We start from the raw sequence: 25,056 nt of genomic DNA, 5'->3' as shown, positions 1-25,056 counted from the left end.
TCAATGACGGATGCAAGTTCAGAGGGCGTTGCTGAGTTGGGGAAACGCTTGACGGACATGGTGTTACCTCACGTTGATGTTGATGGCTGAACAACTGCGAACCCGCTCTGATCGCAACTAGGTCGAGAGTTCTCCCGACACTTCGATCGCTTCTCCGTTGATAACGCTGGCCTCATCGGAGGCGAGGAACGCATAGACGTTTGCGATTTCATTTGGCCTCCGTCGCGCGGTCGCAGAAAGCGCTCGCCTTCAGGCTGCAGCGCCCCGCACCTTGCGGTTCAACCGATCGTCCAATGTGTTTGCCGCGGCCAGAGCCCCATTGACGAGACACCAGCGGAACGGCTCCGGCGGCAGCGTGGGCGTGTCGTAACGCAGCGCTGCCAGTAGCGGCGGCTCGGTACCGCGAATCTTCTGGGCAAGCATGTTTCCGAGCATGGATTGACTGGCCAGGCCATGGCCAGAACACCCGGCGGTGTAGTAAATGTTCTGGTTTGCGCCGGTTGTGCCGACCACGGGCAGCGCGTTGCCGGCGGTGCTGATGTAGCCGCTCCAGCAATGCCGTAATGCGATGTCCTTCAAGGCGGGCAAACGCTCATGGAGGTTTGCTCGCAGCGCTCGATACTGGTCGTAGGCGGGCACGTTCGGCGTCTCCGAGCCGTACGGATAGTGGATGCGCTTGACGGTGGAGATGATTGTGTTGCGTGCCGTCAGGCGGAAGCTTTCCATGCTGTAGTGGCCCGTCACGATGCCTTCGCGCCTTGGCCAATCCAGCGAGGCCAACTGCACCGCGGACAGCGGTTCGGTCTCGATTGCCGAGATCCGCAAGGGCACCACCTTGTTTGCAAGCAAACCGAGCTGCGGCGTGTAGGCGTTGGTGGCAAGCATCAGCACCGGGGCGCTGACGCTACCGCGCGGAGTCTGCACCCGAATGACCGGGCCGTCGGTGTAAGACAGGAGCGGCGTGTTCTCGTAGAGCTTCACGCCAGCCCGCAGCGCGGCACGGCGCAGCCCCATGACGTATTTGCCTGGATGAAGCGTTCCGCCGGCCGGCGTGTATTCGCCAAATAGAAACGCCGACGGAATGCCGCGCGCGCGCATCTGCGCGTGATCCAGAAATTCCGACTTGTGGCCGTGTTCGATACCGACCTGCATATCCGCGCGGATCCTCTTCTCCTGCGACGGATGGACGCCCGCCCGGATCCACCCGGACTGCACGTATTCGCAGTCGATATCGTGTTCCTTGAGCTTGCCTTCCACGAAGCCGACAGCGTCGTCGTAGTAGCGGACGATCTGCGTCGCCCGTTCCTTGCTGAGGCCCCTGAACATGAGGTCGTATTCGAGCGCCATGGCGCCGGCCAGATAGCCTGCGTTTCGTCCGCTTGCGCCGAAGCCGGCGAAATCCCGCTCAATCACAACGACGTTCGCGCCCAGCCTGGTGAGCTCCAGCGCCGCAGAAAGACCTGCAAAACCGGCACCGGCAATCACCACATCCGCGCTGACGTTGCCCTCCAGCGCGTGCTGCATGTCGTCCGGCTTTTCCACCCAGCCACCCAGCGCCCGATACTTCCCCAGGTCGGCGCGCTCTTTACCACGCTCAAGATCCATACTCATTTCGGATTTCCTCAATCCCTGCTCAAGATGTGGGCGACCAGCGCAGCTTCTTCGCAGCTTTTCATCCCTCCATGCACGACGACGGGGTGCTTTGCCATGGTTGCCTCCTACGACTTCTTCTGGTGTGGGTTGGGTAAGGTCAAACGTGGATCAATCGCCGCGGTGCGCTCCACGTCAGTTGAAGCCGGCGCCCATGCGCCGAGCGACAGAGAAGAGCCGCCGCCCTTCTTCTGTTCCACCATCAAGTTGGGAAGCCGTTCAGCCCTTCCTGGAAGGCATTGCGCACGCAACCAGCCCTGCGATGCACGAAATCCTTCACCTGATTGCGCGGCCTACATTTGCCTTACATGAGCGTATTACTGGCCCTTTATTTGCGTTACACCGGCCTAATATTAACGGCGCACCGGCCTACACTCAAGGGCAAGCAAACTAGGGAAAACACCGACCAAGGGAGACGCAAACGCTGTCGAGCCGACTCAACTTCGCACGCTGCAAGGCGCAGGATGGCTAGGCACACCAACCAAAGTGTTTTGCAGCGCAAGGTTGGCGTGGACTGTTCCTGCCAAGTATTCGAGTTAAAGACGGAGGTGTGTGACCTGCGCACTCAAGCAGACATGACTTATGCGCAAGATCAGAGGGAAAGCAGCTACGTTTCTCCCATTCCGTCGGATAGGCCTATAATTTGCGGAAGTTTTGTATAAGCCACGGGAGAGTCAACGTGCAAAACAGCGCGGTCAAGCAAGGAACCCCTGACCATTCGGAGGGAGCCAAGTCCGCCGTGCGGTCATCAACACGGCGCAATCGGGAACAGCGCATTCGCGAGATCATCGATACCGCGCGCCAGGTCTTTCAAGAAGACGGCTATGCCGGATTCGCAATACGCCGTGTAGCGGATCGCATGGGCATCACCCATGGAAATCTGCAGTATTACTTTCGAACGACAGAAGAATTGCTTCGCACGGTGCTCCCGGCCTATATGAGCCAGGTCATGGAGGACTACACAGCGATTGCGAGTCGTCCGGGCACGGGGGCGGCACAACGTTGCTCCGCGCTGATCAATCGCATCTTCCAGAACATCAACGAAACCGATCTGCCGAAATTCATGGTGGAGATCTGGGCATTCGCTTCGCATGAAGCCTTTGTCGCAGAACTGCTCGACGATATGCAGGCGCGTTTTCGAGAGATCTTTGCGAAGTTGTTGTCGGAACTCCACCCCACGTTGAGTCACGAAGAATGTCTGGTGCGTGCTGCCGTGATCGGCGCGCAGATGGACGGCATGACGCTATTCGCATCCCACGGCGATTACCCGGGAAGAGACTATGTCGAGCTCGCTCGTGTTGCGAAGCGCGCCGTCAAGATGGTCGTGAGTGCTTCAGCCGCAACGCTGCAGAGCGAGGTACCTCTTCGTCGTCCACGCACACTGCACGACGGTAGCGATGCCCGTGTCAGCGTGTTTGGATCTGACGGGTACCTGCAGCCGGCCCTACTGGAATTGCGCACGCGTCAGTCGACTCAAGACAGCTTCCATTACCGGCCGACGGCCCAGGGCAAACGCAGAGAGCTCAAGATCAACGAGATCATCTCCACCGCCGCCAACCTGCTGGCGACGGAAGGCTATGCAAATTTCACCCTGGCACGGGTGGCAAGAGAACTTGGCACCCTGCCATCGGCGCTTCAGAACTATTTCCCGACCCATGACGATTTGCTCCGTTCGACAATGGAAGCGGTTGGGCAGGCTTATCTGGACCGTTACTCGGAGATCGGCAAACCGAGCGGCAAACCGGCGCTGGAGCGCATGCTCGAAATTGCCGCAGAAAACTTCGAGGAAACCTGTGTTCCTGCGGTGCAGCAGCTGTGGTCGGAGATGTGGGCGCTGGCCCAGCATTCGGATATCACGCGTGAAAAGGTGAGAAGCGGCTATGCCGCCTACCGGGTGGTCTGGGCCGACCTCATCCGGGAAGTCGACGCGACAGCAACCGCGCGGGAATGCCTCGCTCGCGCAACGCTCATCACAGCACTGCTGGACGGCGTCACGGTGCTGAGGTTTGACGCCCAGCATCAATCGGTGAGCGAGGACCGCGCGTTCGAACTGGTCATGGTGATGACCGCGCTCATCGCGCAAGGGCGGATCGCTCCCAACGACGTTCTGTAAAGCAAGACAAAAAAAAGATGCCGTGCTGCCACGGCATCAAAAGACCCCAGAGGAGACCAAAGCTAGGATCTAGGAGACGTCACCAGCGTACGTTTTCAATCGCATCGGATTGCTGTGTTCGCTGGTTTAAAGGGGCTTGGCGATGGCCCACGCCGCCGAGACGACGCCTTTGCTTGCCTCACCGCACCTGCGTGCAGTAAGGCGCCCGGAACGGCTCGCCCGGCGTCAGCGACGGATTGTTGAGATTGCTGATGTCGTAGCCGTAGTTGCATCCCCCGGTTGGCAGGGGCCGGTAAAACAGCTTGTCGCCGTAGAACCGGTAAACCAGCGTATGGCGATCCGGGCAATCCGGGGTCACGGGCGCACCGCCGTGCAGCGAGCCCGAGTGGAACAACAGCGCATCGCCCGGCTCCAGATCCCAGGAGACAACGTCCCACGAGGCTGGGTCTTTTGCACGGTCGGCCTCAATGTTGGGCAGTAGAGGCCAATCGGTGTTGGCCCACAGCGGCTTGGTGTGATCGTTAGGGTCGTTGTAGGAGGTACCGTTGTACTGCGCTCCAAGGTGAGAGCCTCGCACGACCTCTAGCGCATTCTTGCGGGGAATCTTCTCAAAGCACGTCCAGATGTTGAGCAACTGCGGCCCGCTGAACGGATAGTACGAAGTGTCCTGGTGCCACGGTGATCGGCCGGCCCTGCCGCCCTTCTTGATGAAGAGCTCCTCGCCGATGAACCACACATGCTCGGAATCCCAGAGCGACGCTACAAATTCATCGAGCCCCAACGCTTTGACCGTCGCGACGTGTACATCACGGTTGTCAAAGTTGCCGTAGTCGTTGAAATGCTCATCCGGCGTGCCTGCAAAGGCGTAGCCGTGCTGCGGGCTGGGGTGGGCAATCCCGTAATCGAACGCCTCGCGCATCCGCTTAAGGCGCTCGGGGGAAAACAGGCCCCGGGCGACGGTGGCACCATCGCGCGCCAGCTCCAGCTTCATCTGCTCTCTCACATGCATGTGAACCCCTGCTTACCTCGTTGAATAACGAACCCGTCTCGACGATGTCGGGAGACACGGGGAGACGTGTGTGCGCATTAACTGGCCTCAGAGGCCGGCAAGCACGCCCTCTTTCGAAAACAGAATCGGCTTGCCACCCGCACCGATCACCGCAGCGGTTAGTGCTGGGCGATCTTCACGCTGTGCCACCGCCAGCGGCGCGCCGTCTTCACGCTGCTTGAGCACGAGCCCATCCAGCCCGACCGCAACGAACCCGTTACCCGACGCTACAAGACCGGTGATCGAACTCTTCGTCTCGGCCTTCAACGGTTGCCAGGTCGCCCCACCATCGCTGCTCTGGAACAGACTGCCGAGCAGACCACCCACCACAACCCGTCCATCTGGCATGGCCACACCCGACCACAGCGAACCCTTGCCCCCCGTTGCGAGATAATCCCAAGTGGCGCCGCCATCGGCCGACTTGAGCACCGTCCCCTGCTCGGCAGAGATGTAGAACGCGCCCTTGCCATCCGCAAACACGCGGTACAGGTTGCGGTCGGCCTTGCCGCCCCCGGGGGGTTTTGGCAACGTCGTTTTCATCCACGTCTTACCGCCGTCGTGGGTCTGCAGCATCAAAGACCACAGCCCAACTGCAATGCCATCCTGGTCGTTCGTAAAAAGCACGGAGAACAGCGGCTGATCGACGGCCGTGTCCATGCGCTGCTTTTGCCACGTTTCACCGCCATCGCTCGTCGCGAGAATCACGCCCCACTGACCGACTACCCAGCCGTGCTGTTCATCGGCAAAGGAGACAGCGGATAGCGTGGCGGACACTGGAACCGAGTGTGCCTGCCGATACGTCTTGCCTTCGTCGTCGGAGAGCAGAACGATGCCGTGCTCGCCCACGGCGACGATGCGTTTGCCGGCGCGCGTGGCGTCCAGCAGCATGCAGTGCGTCGGCGCGGGCCACGTATGCGCGGGCTTGACGCTCCAGGTGGCGACCGTGCCTTCGGCGGGCGTTTGTGCAAACACTGCGGCAGCCGCGCACAGCGTGATGCTGGTAAGGATCGTTTTCATCATGGCTGTCTCTCGTTCAGTGGCTCAGCAGGCCCGGCGCACGCGCAGGCTTGCGCCGGGGGAACCAGCGCTCCAGCACCGAGGCCAGCGCCGGCAGCGCGGTCATCGCCATCACCAGGTTCACGATGAACATGAAGGCCAGCAGCTTGCCCATGTCGGCCTGGAACTTCAGGGCCGAGAAGCTCCACGTCGCCACACCAACGGCCAGCGTGATGGCAGTGAAGATCGTCGCCACGCACTCGAACTCCAGCGCGCGCTCCATCGCCCGTTCAATCGGATCGCCTTCGGCCAAGTGCCGCTGCAGGCGGTTGTAGATGTACAGCGCGTAGTCCACGCCGATGCCGACAGCCAGCACCATCACCGGCAGCGTTGCCACGGTCAGGCCGATCTTGAGTTCCTTCATGAACCAGTAGCCGATGAAGGTGGCGACCGTCAGCGGCACGCAGCAGGCCAGCATCGAGCGCCAGTCGCGGTAAGCCAGGAACACGAGGATCACGATGGCGGCGTACACGTACAGCATCATCGGCAGCTCGCTGTGCTCCACCTCGTCATTTGTGGCGGCCAGCACGCCGGCATTGCCCGCCGCGAGGCGGATCTTGATACCCGGGAACGGATGCGATGCGCGGTACTGCTTGATGTCATCCAGGATCCGGTTGATCGTCATCGCCTTGTGATCGGTCAGGTAAAGATGGACAGCCGTCATGCTGCAGTCGGCTGTCATGAAGCCCTTCAGGCGTGCCACATCGACCGACACGGCCCCGTAGTTCTCGGGGTCGATCGGCACGACGTTCATCTTTGGATAGTCTTCGTTGTAGCCCGCGTTGTAGGTGCGCAGCATCCCCGAGTACGACTGGGCGGAGACCACCCCGGGCTCGGTGCGCATGGCGGCGGTGAACTCGTCCTCATACAAACCGACGGCCGGGTTGTCGCACGCCTTGCCGTTCGACTCGATCGCCACCGACAGCCAATCGAGCCCCATGTCGTAGTTGCCGGCAATCGACGTCGCATCCCGGTTGAAGCGCGCTTCCTCGCGCAACTCAGGCGCACCCGGCTGCAGCGTGCCGATCACACGGTCGCGGCTTTGCCAGACCGCCAGCCCAAACACCACCAACGTGATCAACAGCGTGACGCCGGCGTACTTTGGCTGCGCCACCTTGGACAGCGGGCGCAGGACCGCCGAGCGCCAAGCCGCACGCTTGAGTGCGCTCTGCGCGTAGGCTTGCGTGAAGTTGAAGCAAGAGGCGGCCACCGGCAGCAGGATCAGGTTCGTCACGATCTTGTAGGCCACGCCCAGCGAGGCCGTAATGGCCAGCTCCCGCACCATCGGAATCGGGATCAGCAGCAGCGTGATGAACGAGACGAAGGCCGTCACGAGGGCCAGCACGCCCGGGATCAGCAGACCGCTGAAGCTGTGGCGTGCAGCGTCGTACGAGCTATTGCCGCGGGCAATCTCGCGCACGATGAAGTTGACCTGCTGCACGCCGTGCGACACCCCGATGGCAAAGACCAGGAACGGCACCAGCACCGCGAGCGGATCCAGCCCGAAGCCCAGCAACCGCAGCGTGCCGAACTGCCAGACGAGTGAACTCAACGAGCACACAATCAGCAGCACCGTGAAGCGCACCGAATGGCAGTACCAGTACACCGAGAGGGCCGTCAGCAGCAGCGCGATCGCGCAGAAGACGAGCACGCCCTTGGCGCCATCGGCAATGTCACCGATCTGCTTGGCGAAGCCGATGATCTGAACCTCGTAGCCGGCATCTTCAAACGGCTTGCGGATCTTGTCTTCGAGCGTGTGGTTGAACGCCACGTAGTCGAGCACCTTGCCTGCACTGTCGCGCTCATTGAGCTCCGCGGTGATCATCGCGCTGTCTTCGTTGTGCGAGACGAGCGTGCCCACGTAGCCGCCGAGCGTGGTCGCGCGACGAATGTTAGAAACGACTTCAGGCGTCAGCTGATCGGGTGTGATGTTGCCCGAGATGATCGGCTCGGCGCGGAAGCCTTCTTCGGTGATCTCGTTGACGAACGCGTTGGGCGTCCACAGCGAACGCACACCGATGCGATCCACGTTCGGCAGGTAAATGACGGCCTGGGTCACGTTGTACAACCGTGTAAGCCCCTCCGGCGTCCAGATTGAGCCCTTCTTCGCGCGCACCACCACCGTGATTCGGTTGGCCCCGAGCAGATCGTTCCGGTACTTCTGGAACGTCTGGATGTACTCATGGCCGATCGGCATCTGCTTCTCGAAGCCGGCATCCATGCGCAGTTGCACGGCAAACACGGCCATGCCTGCAGTGAATAGGCCAATCACCGCCAGCACGATCGCGCGGTGACCGAAGAAGGCTTTTTCCAGCCCCGCAACAAGACGATTCAACACGACACTACCCCTTCAAGTATTCCTGGCGGCGCACCGCGTGCGCCGCCGCCCGACACGAACGCGTTAGAAGTTGCGCGTGACGAATGCGCCGATGAAGTTGCGATCCGAATACGGATTGCCCACCGTGTTGTGCCCGCCCCAGAACGCCGTGAAGTTGATGCCCGCCTGCCAGACCGTCGGGTTCTGGTTGAACAGCACGTAGAAGTTGGCGGACTTCGCCCCCTGCATGTAGTTGGCGTTGAACGTCGGCGTGTAGCCGTACAGCGCGGCGTTGAATGTCACGCCAGGCGTCACCTGCCAGCCCGGCACCAGCGTGCCGTCATACGTCCAGTTGAAGTCGACCGTCACACCGCCCGAGGCTGCCGTACCCTGCCGCATGCCGATGGGGTAACCCGTGCCCGAGTTGTTGTTCAGCCACGTCAGATAACCAGCCTGCGGCGCCTGCATGACCTGCACGCCGTTGACGGTGCGTGTCACGCTGCCACCCAGGCCTGGGTAGTAGACCATCGTCGCTTCTGCGGTCAGCGAGGCCGAATCCGCTCCGATCATCTTGAGGAACGGATATTCGCTGCGCGTGAGCGCCAGAATGCCGTTGATGCCGAATTGCAGCTTCTTACGGTCCACCCACTGCTGGCAGTCGACACCGGCCGGGTTCACGTTCAGGTCCATCGGTCCGCCCGCGCCGTAGCAGCCCGAAAGCGCCACCGCGTCGCGCGGGCGATACGACAGTTCCGTCCCCACCGCCCAGGGTCCGACGGGGAAGTTCGCGCTGATCCCAAACAGCTGACGATTCTGCTGATACGACCACTGCGCCGTGTTGTTCGCGAACGAGGCCAACACGGGCGACTTGTCGGTGTAGTTCTCGTAGTAGAACGCGAAGTTCGCGTCGATGGAGGTCGGCACGTAGTTGAACTTCACACCGAATTGCGGCTTGTACTTCGAAGGCAGCTTGTTGGAGACCGGCAGCCCGATCGAGAACGAAGGGGGGCCAGCGAAGTCGCCATTGACCAGGCCGTTGTTGATCGCCGCAATGGTGCCCGGGTCGTGGCTGTTCAAACCGTTCTGGCCTGCGACCGTGCCTGCACTCGGGCCGTTCGCATTGAAGTTCGTCGTGTTCACGGTGAAAGGCTCAGCACCACGGCCCACAACGTTGGACGCCGACCAGAAGGAGCCAACCGGCGGCATGCGGTTGCCGTTCCAGATGAACTGGTAATAAGCCTCGGTGCTGAGGCCATGCGAGAGATTCGTGGCAAAGCTCACCATCGGCGCAGGTAGCAGCGCCTGCTTGAGCTGCGAGCCCGGAATCAGGAGCTTCTGGACATCGAGCGAGTTGGTGGCGTTGATACCGCCCATGGCAAACATGCTCTCGCCCCAGTTGATGACCTGGTTGCCGATACGGACGTGGGCGTTCTGATCCGCCACGGTAAAGTCCTTCTGCGCCCATAGATCAAGCACGTGCGCGTCATAAACCACCTGCGCCCTCGCATCACTCGACAGCGGCGTGCGCTCGGTGTTCTTGGCCATGAAGTCGTACATGCCCGTGCCGCGCGCCATGAACTTCAACCCCTCGCTGGGCATCGTCAGCAGCAGCTCGCTGGTCGCGCTCAGGTACGTGCTGTAGGGCTTCCATCGGCGATAGTTCAAATCGCCGTTGTCGCCGGCACCCCACTGGTCAGTGTTGGCCGCAGCGCCGCAGCCGTTTGCGTTCGGATCGCCCGTGAGTGCACAGCTCGGGCTCTTCGTCCGCGTTGCCACGCCGGCTGTGATGTTGCTCACCAGCGAGCCTTTCACCGCCTCGTCCGTGCCCATCGTGAAGTCGTAGGCCTGCGCTGCAGACGTTGTTGCTGCCAGCACGGCGAGCGAAATCGCTGTCCGCGTGGACATCTTCTTGGTATTCATTTTTCCTCCAACCCGTTTTGATACCGGCACGCCCCTCCTCAAGCGCGTGCCGGCCCCCGCTCATGCGGCCACGTTCAGCGCTCGCTCACCGCGCGCAGTGTTTCTGCGGTAAAGAAATCCGTCTTGAAGCGCGGATCATTGATCTGCTCGTACCAATGAATGTCCTTGCCCTGGCCGAACGTCGTTTGATCCATCACGTAGCGGCCGTTGCTGAGGTCGTACATCACGAACGGCATGTTGTCGCACGTGCCGCCCAGCTCCCACACCGGAATCGGGTAGCTTTCGCGCACCTTCCACAACTTGCCCTGGGCGTCGTAGTCTTCGCCGACGAGGGCTAGCCAGCTGTCTTCATCGAGGTAGAAGACCTTCTTGGATGCAACATGGCGCGCGCTCGGCTTGAGCGTGGCCTCGACCACCCAGACGCGGTGCATTTCGTAGCGACGATTGCTCGAAGCGACGCCGTCTGGTGTAGCAACGTCGTGCAGCTTTTCCTTGAACTTGTACATCCCGAACGCGTTGTACGGCACCAGCAGTTCCTTCTTGCCGACGAGCTTCCAGTTGAACCGGTCGATGGTGCCGTAGAACATGTTGGCCTCATCGATCAGGTACTGGTTCTCCATGCCGATGACCGGCGCATCGTGCGTATAGGCCGGCATGCGGCGCACGCGACGTTGGCCCGGGAAGTAGTAGAACGTCTCCGATGGCTTGTTGAAGAACTGCCGCTGTACAAAAGCCTGTCCTGCCAGCGCCGGTGGCGATTCCATCTTGAAGAAGGCGGCACTGCTGAGCTGATCAACATCCTGTGGCGTCGTCTTGCCCGGCTTGCCCCAGGGGACGAAGGCATGCTGCGGAGAGATCACGTCGATCCATTCGTTGCTGCCCGGGCGTGGGGAAATGGAGGTGACCATCTTCGGCCATTCCAGACCTTCACCGTGGTAGCGATACATGTAGTTCAGGATCGCTTCTGCGCCGTTCTTAGGCTGCGGGAATACAACACCCGGAAGGGTTGCGGTCTGCAGTTGCTCCCCCGTCGAATCCAGCTTCGCTCCGGTCAGATTTGCCTTGGAGTTTTGCGCAACAAAGTCGGGCACCTGGCATTCGCGATGCGACGCATACACGTCCATGCGATAGCCCTTCTTCTGCTTGAGGAGCTGGATCTGGCCGGGCGTCAGCTTGTCCGCGTACTTGTCGATGTTTGACGCATCGATCGAGTACAGAGGCTTCTCGCTCTTGTGCTTCCAGAAATCACCGCGAACCTTGCCCCACTCCCATCCGGCTTCGGGGGATTGCTTGCCGGCATAAACGGGGACGCTACCGTCCTTGCTGGCAGATCGATCAGCGCCCTCAGGAGTGAGGTCTTCCGCCATGGCGGCGGTACCGATCGCAAAACATACTGCGGCCGCGATTGCGGATACGACTTCAATGCGTTGCTTCTTCATCATGGGCTCCTTCCAATATCTCTCGCCTTGCAGCCAGCATGTCCGGCCGCCTCAAGCGCTCATTCCTCTCCGGATCCGGCTACGGCCGTTGCGCGAATCTCGATCAGCAATCCAGGCAAGGCCAACTGCGTCACCCCCACCGCTGACCACGACGGATAGCGGCTCGGGAAGTACTGGTCCTTGACGGCGATAAACGCATCGATGTCGCCATGCAGGTCCGTGTGAAACGTTGTGAGCTCAACGACATCGGCCAGGCTCGCGCCCGCCTCTTCGAGAACCAGCTTCAGGCATTCGAAAGCGATCTGCGCCTGCGCTTGCATCCCTTCGGCAGGCTTCATGTCCGTGTTCACGCCAACCTGGCCGGATACCCAAACCATGTCGCCCACACGCGTTGCCGGCGAGAAGTGATACGCGTCGTAGTGCCCTTGGAAAGGGGCCGGGACGATCGATTGACGTTTATTGCTCGCAGCCATGGCCTGAGCCTCCCTGCTAGATGCGTTGATGGAAACAGGAGTGCAGAGCAGAAGAAGACGCCCACAGCGCTGTAGCCCCGGCAGCTGTTTTCTGGCTGCCATTTGCAGATCACCTCGCCGCCAAGGAAGCCAGCACGGGCCTGTGACGCTCGGTGCGGCACCGACCTGGGCGCCCCTAACCTGAGCATCGCCTTGCGAGTACGTATTTACGGCCTAAAAACAACGTTAGTACGGCCAAATATTAGCGTTGCACCGGCCTATCATCAAGGTGACAAAAGCTAGGGAAAACACCAACCAAACAAGACGCAAACGATGTCCAATCGATTTACTTACGCGTGCGGGTGGGGATTCGGCCGTTCGAGCGCAGCGGCGCGAGGCTCCCAGCACGCGCGCGTGCCGCGTTGGCATCAGACGGAGAGCTGGGAAAGGAACAACTGAGAGAGGCGCCACTCACGACGAGGCTAGTTCCATCGCCAGGCGCGTCGGGATTTCCGTGTTCAAGCGCGGGGGGCCGCGAATCACGCGGGCGGTCCTTGCAGGCCTAGCAAATTGCCGAAGTGCGAGTCAAGACCGGCAGGATGGGCGCGGCATTCCTGCCGCAGCGATCAGCACACGCGCTAGCTCGCATGCCTACACATCAGAAGAAGGCGGCCTCATCGTCGCCCATCAGAAGCAACGCTTCACGAATGCGAAGACAGTCGGCGAATGAATAAGCCTGCGCGCTCTAGCAGATTCTGCGCAGTGCTGATGCGCCCTGCCGCCGTGAAAATGCCGTGCATGTGACGAGGTAGGTGGTGATGCTCCAGCAAGCCACCTGCTCGCGCCGCCATTGCCGCGTATTCAATGCCTTCGTCACAGAGCGGGTCCAGGCCGACGGTAGCGATAAACATCGGTGGCTGGCGGCGGCCCTCTGCGTGTAGCAGCGGTGACAAGGCAGGCTGGTCAAGCGGCGTGCCCGCTGGCACGTACAGATCGCGGAACCATCGCATCGATTCTGCGACGAGCGGCAGTCCGACTCGGAAGCGGCCGTAGGAGGGCCGGCTTGCTGTCAGGTCCGTCACCGGATAGAGCAGCACCTGGCCTACGACCTGGTACGCCCCTGTAGCCGGCGCGTTGCTGATGATGGTCGCCATATTGCCGCCCGCGCTATCTCCAGCCAGCACCACGCGGCTGGCGTCAATGGACAACGCTGCCGCATTGGCGACCAAATAGCCGAGTGCCTCCTCGCAGTCCCGAAGCGGCACTGGCCATTGATGTTCCGGGGCCAGACGATATTCCACCGACGCGACGATGCAGCCGCTTTGCCGGGCCAGCAGCCGGCAAATGCCGTCATGCGTGTCGATGCTGCCGATCACCCAGCCACCGCCGTGCAGGAACACGACCAAGGGCCCCTTGCCGCCCGCGCACTCCGCCTCGTTTGGTTGGTACAGGCGCACCCGAATCTCACCGTCGGTCACAGGCACCATGATGTCGCGGTGGTCAACGCCGTCGATGTCGTTCAAGCCATTCAGGCTGCAGGCCCGGGCAAAGTTCGCGCGCGAAGGCTCCGGCGCCAGGCTGCCGTAGTGCAGGCCGCCCGCTTCGCGAAACGCCTGCACCAGGGGCTGTGCATCTTCCGCCACCTCGCTTAGCGGCTGCCAGGAGAGTTCCGAAGACACGTCCCTGCCCCGTCAAACCTGCTCGAATGCGCCGAGGTCCCAGCGCACCGCCGCGCGGTACTCGTCCACCGTGCCAGACCAGTTGTTGATGACCTTGCCCTGGGCGTTCTTGTACCAGCTTGAGCAGTCGGCGGAAAATGCCGAGCCGCCCATCGCCGTCTGCAGCGCACGGTTGTAGTCGTCGGATCGCGCCTTGCTGATCTGGCACGCACCAACGCCCGAGGCCTCGATGCCGCGAATCGCATCGATGATGTAGCGCTGCTGGATCTCCAGCATCGAGAGGATGGAGTTGTGGTTCAGGTTCGTGTTCGGGCCATAGATCATGAAGAGATTTGGGAAGCCCGGTACCGCCATGCCGAGATACGCTTGCGGTCCGTCGGCCCAGGCATCGGCCAGCGAACCGTCGAGGCCGCTGACCTGCAGGTCACCCTGGAATGCCTGGCTCTCAAAACCGGTGCCGAATACCACGACGTCGAAAGCGTGCACGCGGCCATCCTTGGTCAGGATGCCCTCTTCCACAAACGCCTCAATTCCGGCCGTCTCGAGCGTGACGTTGTCGCGCGTCAGAGCGGGATAGTAGTCGTCGGAGCGCAGAATGCGCTTGCAGGCAAATTCATAGCCTGGCGTGAGCTTGGCACGCAGGGCCGGGTCGGCCACGCTACGCTCCAAATGCTCCAGCGCCAGGCGCTTGCCTTCGCGCTGCGCATCGGTGCCGACGCGGGTGCGCTCGAAGCCTGACTCTCGGAATGCATGCAGCCGCTCGCGGCTCTTTTCGAACAGTGCCGGATCGCGCTGAAATTCATCGAGCTGTTCCGTGGTGAAGACAATCTGATTGCGCGGCATGATCCAGTTGGCGCTGCGTTGGAACACGGTCAGATGGTTCACCACCGGGGCAATCTCGGGAACGTACTGCACCGCGCTGGCCGCGTTACCAATGCTGGCGACGCGCTTGCCGCGCAGGTCCACATCATGGCGCCAGTCGGCGGAATGAAAGTATTCCCCCTTGAAGGTGTTCAGTCCCGGCACCTTGGGAATCAACGGTCGGTTGAGCTGGCCCCAGGCCGGCACGAAGAAGCGCGAGGTCAGGCGCGAGCCGTCGGCCAGTTCGAAGCGCCAGAGGCGATCAGCCTTGTCCCAAACCGCGCTGCGGATTTCGCTGTTGAAGCGCAAGTGGGCATCGAGTCCGAAGCGGTCTGCGAGCGATTCCATGTAGCCGAGCAGCTCGTCGCGGCCCGCGTACATGGCGCTCACGCGCAAATGCGGGTGGAAACTGTAGCAATAGAGGTGCGATTCGGTGTCACACGCCGCGCCAGGGTAGGAGTTGTCGCGCCAAACACCGCCCAGCGCCGGGCGCTTTTCGAGCACGACGAAATCATCGATGCCCGCCTGCTTCAACTGCGCCGCCATGCCCAACCCGCCGAATCCGGCGCCGAGGACGACAACCTTGTAGTGACCGTTGGTTTCCACGTTACTCATGATGCTTCACTTCCTGTGCTGCGGGCCCCGCCAGACGGCGGGCCCCTTTATTGCAATGGATTGGTGGATGCCGGTCTGCACCGGTCCAGCGAGCGCCCCACTCTCTCTTCAGTACGCCTGTTCGTAGAGCTGCAGGGCGTCGGCTTGCCGCACCTCCACCGGGTTGTTCTGCAATAGGCGCTGCTGTTGCATGGCGTCCGCAGCAAGCATCGCCAGGCTTTCGCGCGTGACACCTGCATCGCGCAGCCGCCGCGGCGCACCGGACCGATCCATCAGATCCTCCATGAATCCAATAAAGGCCTCGGTGCGGGCTTCGTCATCGGCATCGGCATGACCGACGCCTAGCGCACCGGCCAGCTCTGCGTACTGCGCGGCCGCTGCTGCTGCGTTGAAGCGCAACACGGGCCCAAGCATCAGCGCGTTCGACAGACCGTGCGGGATATGGAAATGCCCACCCAGCGGATACGCCAACGCATGGACGGCCGCAACCGGCGCATTGGCGAAGGCCTGGCCGGCGAGCGTCGCGCCAAGCAGCATCGCCTCGCGCGCGCTCCGGTCGTTACCGTTCTCGCATGCAGCCAGCAAATTGGCCGACAGCAGGCGTAGCGCCTCACGCGCCAGCGCGTCGGAGATGACGTTCTTCTTGTGCTTGCTGGTGTAAGCCTCGATGGCGTGAACCATGGCGTCGATCCCCGTGGCCGCAGTGTGCTGACGCGGCAGGCCGACCGTCAGCTCGGCGTCCAGGATCACCCGGTCCGCGAAAAGCTGGGGCGCGACGATTCCCATCTTGGTCGTCTCGCCGACCGACACGATGGAGATGTTGGTGACCTCCGAACCGGTACCGGCCGTGGTCGGCATCTGCACCAGCGGCACGCGTGTGCCCTTGACGTTTCCGATGCCATACATCTCGGCCAGCGGCTGTTCGGAAACAAGCAGCACGGCCGCCAGCTTCGCAACGTCCATCGACGAGCCGCCACCCAGACCAATCACGAGATCGACACCAGCCGCGCGCGCATGCTCGACGCAGCGCAGCAGCACCGCCTCAGGCGGATCGGCTACCACCTCGTCGAAAACGGTCACGCGGAAGCCGGCTGTCGCCAGCGATGCCTTGGCGTTCTCCAGCACCCCGGCTTCGTGCAGGCCACCATCAGTGACGACCAGCACACTGCGGCGCTCTGTCCATGTGGCCAGGATTTCTCCGAGGCGGCGGGCGGCGCCCCATTCCTGGAGGATGGACGGGACCGTGTCGAAGCGTACCGGCTGTTGGAATTGAGCCATTCTTTTGCTCTTTGATGCTGTCGGTTACGCCGTGCTCAGACCTGCGCGCACAGGTACTTGATTTCCAGGTATTCGTCGATGCCGTATCGCGAGCCCTCGCGGCCGAGGCCGGACTGCTTCACGCCGCCGAACGGGGCCACCTCGTTGGAAATCAGACCGGTGTTCAGGCCCACCATGCCGTACTCCAGTGCTTCACCAACGCGCCAGATGCGTGCGTTGTCGCGGGTGTAGAGATAGGCGGCCAGGCCGTACTCGGTGTCATTGGCCAGCGCAATCGCCTCGGCTTCATCGCGAAAGCGGAACACGGGAGCGACCGGACCGAACAGTTCCTCGCGCGCCACGCGCATGTCTGGCGTGGCGCCGGCAATCACGGTCGGCTCGAAGAACGTGCCGCCCAATGCATGGCCCTTGCCGCCGATGACGACCTTCGCGCCCTTGTCGACGGCATCGTCGATCATGGCTTGCAGGTGTTCGCACGCGGACTTCTGAATCAGCGGCCCCTGTTGCACGCCTGGCTCGACGCCATTGCCGACCTTGAGCTCCGCCACGCGGCGCACCAGCGCCTCGACGAAGCGGTCGTAGATGCCGTCCTGCACCAGGAAGCGGTTGGCGCATACGCAGGTCTGGCCGCTGTTGCGGTATTTCGACGCCATCGCGCCTTCGATGGCGGCATCGAGATCCGCATCGTCGAACACGATGAACGGGGCGTTGCCACCCAGCTCGAGCGACAGCCGCTTGATCGTCGGCGACGACTGGCTCATCAGCACGCGACCAACCTCGGTCGAGCCTGTAAAGGACAGTTTGCGTACGACCGGGCTGGCCGTCAGGACTGCACCGATCTCGCGCGAAGGGCCGCACACTATTTGAAGCACGCCGGCAGGAATGCCCGCACGCTCAGCCAGCACTGCCAGCGCAAGCGCGGTCAGCGGCGTCAGGTCGGCCGGCCGCACGATAATCGAGCAGCCCGCGGCAAGGGCTGGTGCCACCTTGCGGGTGATCATCGCCGCCGGGAAATTCCACGGCGTGATGGCCGCGCAAACACCGACCGGCTGGCGAATGACGAGGATCCGCTTGTCGGTCTGCGGATGCGATGCGACGTCACCGTAGATGCGCTTCGCCTCTTCCGCGAACCACTCGACAAACGACGCCGCGTAAAGGATCTCGCCGCGCGCTTCGGCCAGCGGTTTGCCCTGCTCCGAGGTCATGATCAGAGCCAGGTCGTCGGCGTTGGCAATCATCAGATCGAACCAGGCACGCAGCAGCTTGGCCCGCTCGTGGCTGCTGCGGCGCTGCCACACGGCCTGCGCTTCTGCGGAGGCCGTGATTGCCGATTCAACCTCGGCACCGCTCAGGCTGGCCACGCGGGCCAGGATCTCGCCCGTGGCAGGATTGGTCACTGCAAACGAGCGTCCGCTGGATGCCTCTTGCCATCCCGAGGCCAACCAGGCGCGCGTTTCGAGCAGTGAAGAGTCGCGCAGGCTGTCTTGGAGCACTGCAGTAGCTTGGGTGTCGAGGTTCATTACGTTGAACTGCATATGGAATGGATGACGCTTCGCAGAAAGCATTCGGGCAAGCCATGCCGAGGCTGGCGAACCAGATATCGGTACGCCATAACGACGCGCTGGTACAGGCGCAAAGGATGACAGTCAGTTGCAGCGCCACATGCAAGGAGCCAGCCCCAACGTCTCGGTCCCGACAAACCTCCTATTATTACGTTTTGTCGGCCTATAAAGCACGTTGAATCGGCCAAATATTAGCGGCTTAACGGCCTAAACTCAACGCAATAAAGGTTAGGGAAAACACCGACGGAATCAGGCGCAGATGATGTCGAATCGAGTGAGTTGGGCGTGTTGCGGGACATGCAGGCGTGACTGTTCGGGCGCGGGCCTTTGCACGTGCTTGCGCTCCGACAATCGAGGTGGACACCTCGTTGCCGTCTATGTGGGTTTGAACGACTGAAGGAGACGAGAGGCGTTGTTGACGCCCACCAAGGTGGACAGCAGTACGGAATTCGCTAGTAACGTCCCAGGTGTGCAGCGTACGAAGCGGGGGCCTCAAGTCAATCGAGGCCATCACCAGCGAGCGCGTACCTGCCGTGGCATCAGACTTGCCCAGCGCCACGCCCGGTGAAGCCCCGGTAGGTGCTTTTCACACCCCGGTGTCAAAGCGGCTTCGTGACGCCGCCAATGGGCCTACCCCTAGACTGACCGATTCCATGGTGGAACTGGGGGAGCGGCTCGTCCATCCTATTTGCGCTGATCTTCGCTTGGCCGCCCCGCCCTTATTCCTTTTGCTCACCGCTTTACTTGTTGCGCTGGCCTTAACGGGAAGAAGACGGCAATTTCCGGACAAGTAAAAGTGCGCGCTATTTCTTGCGAATGGCGCGGCATAGCCATTCCGGACTGGGACATTGCACCTAGATTTACATCGCCGCACTGCTCCAACGAAATTCCGTGCATTGATACGGTCCAGTGCGGTTCGATGCAGTCTGCGTGAGCGTGGACCATGTCCGCACATCAAAACTCTGCAGTGGCTCGATCCATCCTGCATCCGATCTCGCATGGCAGACGTATATGACATCAGCGCTGCGCCGGGCTTGAGACAAGCTGCGCAGCGCCCGATCCATACCCTGCCAAAGGAGATTGACCCATGAAGCGAGCACTGCTACTGGTTTTGACGTTGACCACCGCGACGCTGAGCGCATGCGGAGGCGGCGACGATGCGCCCATGTCGATGGCATCGACGGCGTCGACAGCACAGTTTCCGCAAAACGCCGACATGTGGGCCGGACTTGGCGGAGATGCAAGTGCACCGGCCGCCGTTTCGAAGGTGGTCGACGACGCGGTGTCCGGTCTGCTCGCAGACCCCAAAGAAGCACCGTACTTTGCCAACATCGGTCAGCCCGGACACGACACGGTGGGGCGTCTCAAGGCTTGCCTGAACCTCCAGTTCAAAGCGTTGTTTGGTGGCCCCTTCAGCTATCCAGGACAAGTCGCGGCGGACGGCACCACCGTCATGTGTGACGACATGGCCACAGCACATTCCGACGTCGGTATCCCTGGCTGTGTGTTCGATCAGTTCATCACCGATGCCGCTGCTGTCATGAAGACCGATGGCGTTCCGGATGCCTACATCTCCCGTGTAGCACCCGTGCTCACTGGCCTCAAGTCGACCATCGTGTCGTCCATGCCTCAGTATCTGGGCCCCAACACCGCCCAGAACTGCCAATGAGCCCGCGCCGCTGGCTGCAGCGCTACACAATGCCCAGTGTTGCAGCGCTGGCGGTTGCGATTGGTCTGGTCGGGGCATTGCACTCGAAGGCGGCTCGCCCTCTGCTCGCGATGCTTGGCGTCCCCTGCCCCGTCGACACCACCACGGCGGAGCAAGTCAGCGCACTGCGTGCCAGCGGCCTGGCGCACCTTCGAACAGACCAGATCGCACCGGCTCGCCCCGTCCCGGGCGGATTCGTACTGGATCGCACGACCGCCGAGGAGGCCGCTCGCTGGGCATACAAAAATGACATAGCCTGTGATGATGTCAAACACGGCTACCGCTATCTTCGCTGCCGAGGTGTGGACGCCAATAAGCTCGGTCTTTCCGGCCCGCCTGTCAGCGAGTTGTGGCTCAGCTTCGGGCCCAGTGGCCATCTCGTCGGCATAGACATCTACCGACGCGGTATGAGCGCCGGCGACACAACGGCCGCCTGGGATGGCGCGAGATATGCGCTGCGCAATGCGCTCGGTATGCCGACGTCGACAATGGGTGATCCATCACCAGAGGTATTGAGCGGATCGCCACTGCAGACGGCACGGTTGCAGTACCGATTTTCCGACTACGTGGCGATCGTCACCGCGAGCAACTTGCCTTACGCCGGGCTGGCGGTGCGCGAACAGTACCTGTCGTCCGGTTTTTGATTTCACGTGCTAAACCTTCGGCCTGATGGTCGAAGGTTTTTTTGACCGCGACGGATAACGTGTGGGCCAGTAGATTCGCCGGCCTCCATTAAAGTTACTGCTTCAACACGAACGGCTGATCAGCATCAGCCTGTCACCTGCAATCTCTGCATCGCCCCCGGGCGAATCCACAGCGCCTCACCGGCCTCCCGCAGTCGGGGTTTCCCCGCGCTTGGATGAAAGTTCTTGCTTTCGCTAATCGGGAGAACAGCCACTGTCGCTCGGGTTAACCTGCATCGCGCGCCCCTTTCGATGACAGGCTCTAAAAAACAGCGTGTCTCAAACAGAACGGCGTCAATAGAATCCTCGCAGCCTCGGCATACGTACATAGAAGACACCGATCGAGGCAGGAGGAGACCCCATGCTGCACATCCGCAACGGCTGCCTGGCAGCCAGTCTTTGTTTGCTCGTTGCCGCCTGCGGTGGCGGCGCATCTGATTCATCAACGGCGGGCGCCTCAGGATCCGCGACCTCCTCGGTCGTGGCAACGTCCCCTGTCGCGCAGTCGGCTGCCTGCGATACACCACTGGCACCGAGTGTGGTCAACAACTCGATCGTCGTGCCGGTGCCGTCGGACTTCGACCCGAGCGCGAATCCAACGCCAACCACCCGCGTTTACTTTTCGGTCATGCTGCCCTCGCGCTGTCCTGGCGATCGCTTTCCGGTGGTCCTGCACAGCCATGGCTACGGCGGCAATCGACTGAAAACCCTGGCAGCCAATGGCGATCTGCATCCGGGCGATCCGCATTTCACGTCGATCGACGAACTGGTGCAGGCGCTGCCGTATCACGGCTACGTTGTCATCAGCTACGACGAACGCGGACACGGCGACAGCGTGCCCGCCAATGGCGGCGGCAATGCCCGCATCATCGATCCGCGCGCCGAAGTTCAGGACGCTCGCGCGATCCTGGATTGGGCCTACGACAACGCCGACAGTCTGTACGTGCAGACCGAGCCGCAGACCGGGATCCCAAAAGACATCAAAGTCGGCACGATCGGTTACAGCTACGGGGGCGGTTTTCAGATGCCGCTGGCCGCGCTCGACCCACGCATCGACACCATCGTGCCCAACGGCACCTGGTATGACCTGCTGTACAGCCTGCTGCCGGGCCAAGGCATGAAGCTCTCCTACGGCGGGCTGCTTTGCCTGCTGGCCAGCACCGCCACGACCGCAAGCCCGGGCGGGCACGGCGTATCGAATACGCCGCTGGTAGCAACGCTGTGCAACACCATCGGCGTGCAGGGGCCGCTAGCCAGCACCGTCCGCACGGAGACAGACCTGTTCAACCTGGCGAGTCTGCCGACGGCGTACCCGCGCCCCGTCTCCGGCACGGAGCTGACCCAGTTCTTCTTCGATCATGGCATGGGCTATTTCGAGGCCCAGCAGCGTGCGGGCCTTCCCTGGAACTTTGGCGAAACCCAGGCAGTACTGCGCAAGGTGCCAGCGCTGTTCCTGCAGGGCAACCGCGATGTTCTGTTCAACGTGACAGAGGCCTACATGAACGCGCGGTATTTCGCGTCGACCGGCGCGGATGTGCGCGTGCTGACGACCGAAGGCGGCCATATGAATCCGCTGGCGGGCCAGTCGCAGGGCACCGCCAATTGCGGCGGCGTCGTGGGTGTCGCGTCGATCCTCAGCTGGTTCGACAGACAGTTGAAGGGCATCGACTCCGACACGTTCAACGCGATCCCCAAGGTTTGCCTCTCGGTGGCGGATACGGTTGGCGCCCCCAATACCCAGCCGGTCGGTTTGGAGATGGACCGCATCCCCGTGGGCTCGCTGTCGGGGCCGGGGGCGATTCCCACGAGTGCATCCACGCTGACCGCGTCGGTGCCGCTGGGTGCGGCCGGGCCGGTCTTCGTGCCGATCACGACCATCAGCGGTACCGGGCAGGTGCTGGCCGGCGTGCCCCGTATCACCGACCTGTCGGTAACACGCGGAGCGGGTGCGGTCCAGGCTGCGGTGGCTTACGTCGGTGTCGGCATTCAGCGTGCCGGCAAGCTGATCCTGGTGGACGACCAGGTGACGGCGTTTGCAGAAGGCGACCATCAGGATGATCCGGGGCTGAACGCAGGCGCAGTCCTGCTGCCCGCCATTGGAGAGCAGCTTCAGGACGGCGACCAGGTCGGGCTGCTGTTCTATCCGCAGCACGTTCAGTACGCGGCAATCGTCAGCGCGAGCTCGCTGCCCAATGCGACCAACGTCGTCAACTTTGCGCTCGGCACGCAGATCCCTCCGGTGACATCGGCTCTCGACCTGTCGACGGCGGCAGTGCCAAACGTCTATAACGTGTCTGCGACCGACGTGGAGCTGCCGATCCTGGTGCCGGGTGCGTACCCCGGAAGCCGGCTCAGCCAGTGACGGAGCGGCCGGTGATCGCCTGAGTGCCACTGAGCGGGCGCCGCGGGTGGGGCAGCCGGCCCAGCCCTGCCCTCACCGCTTTGACCTGATGCGGGGTGAGACAGCCGGCCGCCCACCCGAGGGACAGGCAAGGCGGTGACGTGGTGCCCACCGCCCTGCCAAATGCGTTTGGGGCTATTTGAGTGTGCTTGCATCCACCCACTGGTATCCGAGGCCAGAGATGCCTTTCACCAGGCTCTGGAAATCCTGGAATGCGTTGGACGCAGCCGTACCCGACATGTCGGAGTCCAACCAGAACGGATGGAAGAAGAACGACGCGAAACCATCGCGCACGACCCACGCATATTGGGCATTCAGGTAGATGTCCTGCCAGGTGTACGTCAGGCACGAGAACGGATCGATATTGCAGATGTTGTATTCGATGTTGCCGAGGTTCTCCGGAATGATGCGCTGGCCGTAGTAGTCGGAATAGATCGCGTACGGGAAGAACTGCCCGACCGCGAACGCGTGACTGTTGGCGGTTGAGTTGAGCGTGTACAGATCGCTATTGCTGCAGATGGTATTGGTGTTAGTGACGCTGCTCGTGGTGTTGTTGGTGCACGCGAAGTACACCACGCGCTGGTAGGTCGAGTTGAAGCGCGGCGGTACTGCGGCAATCGACAGCGGCGACGATTCGTAATGAGGGGCCTCCCAGGCGAACGGTGTGTAACCGTTGCTGGTGAACTGCTGGAGGCCCGCGTCCAGTCGCCCGCCCGCCCACTGGAGCGAGTCGTCGTCGGTCGGGGTATTGGCCGTCGCATACCAGAACTCGAAATCATTGCCGCTCACCGCATTGTCGATATTGGGCACGTTCTCGTATTGATGCGTGTAGCCATGCATCATCACCCTGCCCCCGCGCTTGAGCGCATAGTTGATCGCCGATTTCAACCCAGTCGCGTTGGCCAGCGTGATCGTCTCCGGCACGCCGTTGTTGTAATACCCGTTCGGATCGGTGTAGACCGGAATCGTCGCCATCGAGAACGGAATGTGCTTGTTGTACAGATAATCCGTCAGCTTCTTCATCGAGCTTGTACTGGTGTACGCATTCATGTCTTCGAAGCGCACCATGGCCCGGTGGGTGTAGACCGTTGACGGGCTGTCGCCAAGGATGTCGTGCAGCAGATCGCAGAACGCCAGGTAGCGGTCGCGCGGGCCGATGTACGAAAACGGCTGATCGGCGAAGTACCAGAAGTTGCCCGAGCGGACCACGTAGGGCGCCACGGCTCCGGTCTGGCTGTCCGTGATGTTGACCAGCACCTTCGCCTTCGTTGCGTCAGTGACCTGCGTGACGCCGATGTCCGGATCGGCGCTGACCACGCCCGTCGTCGCGTTGAAGTTGTAGTACTTCACCATCGACATGCCCTTGTAAGCCACGGTATCGAAGAACCCCGGGTTCGGATTGCTCGACGACGGATAGACGTTGCCGTTGAAGCCATAGACCTCGTTGAAGGCGATGCCGAATTTCTGGGTGAAGGTTGGATTGGCGTAATCGACCGTGTCCCAGGCCAGCTCCCACAGGTTGTACTTGAACCAGACCACGGTGGAGGTGGTCGACATCACGTCACTCAGGAACGCAGGGGGAATGGTGTTGTTGTAGTAGTCGCCCAGATAGAAGGTGGCCTGGCTGGCCTGCACGGAGCCCGCCGTGTAATTCTGGATCGGGACCAGACTGACTGAGGTATTCCAATGCCCCAGCAGGTTGCGCAGCATGATTGCGTAGGCAAGACCCAGGTTGGTGTAAGGGTCGTTAGGCGGCGCGTCGTACAGTACAAGCACCTTCATCGGCGCCGCAGCCTGGGCAGATGGTATGGATATGGGCCGGAATGCCAGCAGGAGACTGACTGCGAGCATGCATGCCAGGATGAGTTTTTTCATGATCGCCTCCGTCAGTCGACCCAGACAGTGCCGTTCTGGCGATGCACCGACGCCGGAGAGACGATCGTGCCGCCGGTGCTATGGCCGTGCTCTGCTTCGCGCATGAGCGAACGCGGCATGCCTGGAACGATCACGGTCGGCACAGTGGGACGAGGCGGCGGAACCACCTTGCCATTCAGCATATGCGGCGACGCGCTGATGCCGGCATTCTTGGCTGGGCCGGTCGATCCGGTTGTACCGGTCGGCGCAGCAAGGCCTGTAGCCCCCAGCAATCCGATCGTGGCGGTCAGCAGGCCCTTGCGTGCCCATGTCCACGATGGTGTGCAATGTTTGGATGTCATGATTCGTCCCCTTGACGCAACGCGCCGCCCTCACCTTGAAGAAGCGCTCGTCCCGGTT

At 61.8% G+C, this 25,056-nt stretch carries 17 protein-coding genes and 1 pseudogene; 4 read left to right on the top strand and 14 right to left on the bottom strand.

Going from position 1 to position 25,056, the window contains the following annotated elements:
- Positions 1-117: 117 nt before the first annotated feature.
- Positions 118-219 (bottom strand): annotated as a pseudogene (locus tag BG83_RS29430) (SDR family oxidoreductase); the annotation flags it as partial.
- A gap of 30 nt (positions 220-249) precedes the next feature.
- A complete protein-coding gene (locus BG83_RS0122135) occupies positions 250-1,611 on the bottom strand; it encodes an NAD(P)/FAD-dependent oxidoreductase (protein ID WP_024978784.1) in 1,362 nt (453 codons plus the stop codon).
- A gap of 718 nt (positions 1,612-2,329) precedes the next feature.
- Here BG83_RS0122135 and BG83_RS0122130 point away from each other — a divergent pair.
- The gene (locus tag BG83_RS0122130) at positions 2,330-3,763 is read left to right on the top strand and encodes a TetR/AcrR family transcriptional regulator (protein ID WP_024978783.1); all 1,434 of its coding nucleotides are present in this window, start codon (positions 2,330-2,332) and stop codon (positions 3,761-3,763) included.
- A 178-nt stretch (positions 3,764-3,941) separates the two neighbouring features.
- On the opposite strand, the gene BG83_RS0122125 is transcribed toward BG83_RS0122130, so the two are convergent.
- From BG83_RS0122125 to BG83_RS0122080, 10 genes are all read right to left on the bottom strand, one after another.
- Positions 3,942-4,754 (bottom strand): phytanoyl-CoA dioxygenase family protein, encoded by an 813-nt coding sequence (locus tag BG83_RS0122125; RefSeq protein ID WP_235193237.1) that lies wholly within the window; start codon positions 4,752-4,754, stop codon positions 3,942-3,944.
- A gap of 105 nt (positions 4,755-4,859) precedes the next feature.
- Entirely contained in the window at positions 4,860-5,831 is a 972-nt protein-coding gene (locus tag BG83_RS0122120) for a WD40/YVTN/BNR-like repeat-containing protein (RefSeq protein ID WP_024978781.1), read from the bottom strand.
- A gap of 13 nt (positions 5,832-5,844) precedes the next feature.
- Complete coding sequence (locus BG83_RS0122115; protein ID WP_024978780.1) at positions 5,845-8,205, bottom strand: efflux RND transporter permease subunit; 2,361 nt, start codon at positions 8,203-8,205, stop codon at positions 5,845-5,847.
- 63 nt (positions 8,206-8,268) lie between these two features.
- Entirely contained in the window at positions 8,269-10,104 is a 1,836-nt protein-coding gene (locus BG83_RS0122110; protein ID WP_024978779.1) for a DUF1302 domain-containing protein, read from the bottom strand.
- 74 nt (positions 10,105-10,178) lie between these two features.
- Positions 10,179-11,546 (bottom strand): DUF1329 domain-containing protein, encoded by a 1,368-nt coding sequence (locus BG83_RS0122105; protein WP_024978778.1) that lies wholly within the window; start codon positions 11,544-11,546, stop codon positions 10,179-10,181.
- A 56-nt stretch (positions 11,547-11,602) separates the two neighbouring features.
- Entirely contained in the window at positions 11,603-12,016 is a 414-nt protein-coding gene (locus BG83_RS0122100) for a RidA family protein (protein ID WP_024978777.1), read from the bottom strand.
- A 680-nt stretch (positions 12,017-12,696) separates the two neighbouring features.
- The gene (locus BG83_RS0122095) at positions 12,697-13,674 is read right to left on the bottom strand and encodes an alpha/beta hydrolase (protein WP_024978776.1); all 978 of its coding nucleotides are present in this window, start codon (positions 13,672-13,674) and stop codon (positions 12,697-12,699) included.
- Between the two features lie 12 nt (positions 13,675-13,686).
- Entirely contained in the window at positions 13,687-15,150 is a 1,464-nt protein-coding gene (locus BG83_RS0122090) for a flavin-containing monooxygenase (protein WP_024978775.1), read from the bottom strand.
- Between the two features lie 108 nt (positions 15,151-15,258).
- Positions 15,259-16,428: an iron-containing alcohol dehydrogenase gene (locus tag BG83_RS0122085; protein WP_024978774.1), complete on the bottom strand. Its 1,170-nt coding sequence runs from the start codon at positions 16,426-16,428 to the stop codon at positions 15,259-15,261.
- Positions 16,429-16,463: 35 nt separating this feature from the next.
- Positions 16,464-17,948, bottom strand: coding sequence for an NAD-dependent succinate-semialdehyde dehydrogenase (locus tag BG83_RS0122080; RefSeq protein ID WP_037032291.1), 1,485 nt, complete (start codon positions 17,946-17,948; stop codon positions 16,464-16,466).
- 1,129 nt (positions 17,949-19,077) lie between these two features.
- Between BG83_RS0122080 and BG83_RS0122075 the strand changes: the two genes are divergently transcribed.
- From BG83_RS0122075 to BG83_RS0122065, 3 genes are all read left to right on the top strand, one after another.
- The gene (locus BG83_RS0122075) at positions 19,078-19,659 is read left to right on the top strand and encodes a hypothetical protein (RefSeq protein ID WP_024978772.1); all 582 of its coding nucleotides are present in this window, start codon (positions 19,078-19,080) and stop codon (positions 19,657-19,659) included.
- On the top strand, positions 19,656-20,342 hold the full coding sequence (locus tag BG83_RS0122070; RefSeq protein WP_024978771.1) for a hypothetical protein: 687 nt from the start codon (positions 19,656-19,658) through the stop codon (positions 20,340-20,342). The genes BG83_RS0122075 and BG83_RS0122070 overlap by 4 nt, the downstream gene beginning before the upstream one ends.
- Before the next feature lie 520 nt (positions 20,343-20,862).
- On the top strand, positions 20,863-22,743 hold the full coding sequence (locus BG83_RS0122065) for a CocE/NonD family hydrolase (protein ID WP_160169398.1): 1,881 nt from the start codon (positions 20,863-20,865) through the stop codon (positions 22,741-22,743).
- 174 nt (positions 22,744-22,917) lie between these two features.
- On the opposite strand, the gene BG83_RS0122060 is transcribed toward BG83_RS0122065, so the two are convergent.
- Positions 22,918-24,657 carry a DUF2334 domain-containing protein gene (locus BG83_RS0122060; protein ID WP_024978769.1) on the bottom strand — a complete coding sequence of 580 codons (1,740 nt, stop codon included), beginning with the start codon at positions 24,655-24,657 and terminating at the stop codon, positions 22,918-22,920.
- Between the two features lie 11 nt (positions 24,658-24,668).
- The gene (locus tag BG83_RS0122055; protein ID WP_024978768.1) at positions 24,669-24,998 is read right to left on the bottom strand and encodes a hypothetical protein; all 330 of its coding nucleotides are present in this window, start codon (positions 24,996-24,998) and stop codon (positions 24,669-24,671) included.
- Positions 24,999-25,056 lie beyond the last annotated feature (58 nt).

This window comes from Ralstonia pickettii, from assembly GCF_000607165.1.
In the GTDB taxonomy this organism is placed as follows: Bacteria; Pseudomonadota; Gammaproteobacteria; order Burkholderiales; family Burkholderiaceae; genus Ralstonia; species Ralstonia holmesii.
The sequence above is the reverse complement of the archived record's forward strand: the minus strand, read 5'-3'. Positions and strand labels throughout refer to the sequence as shown.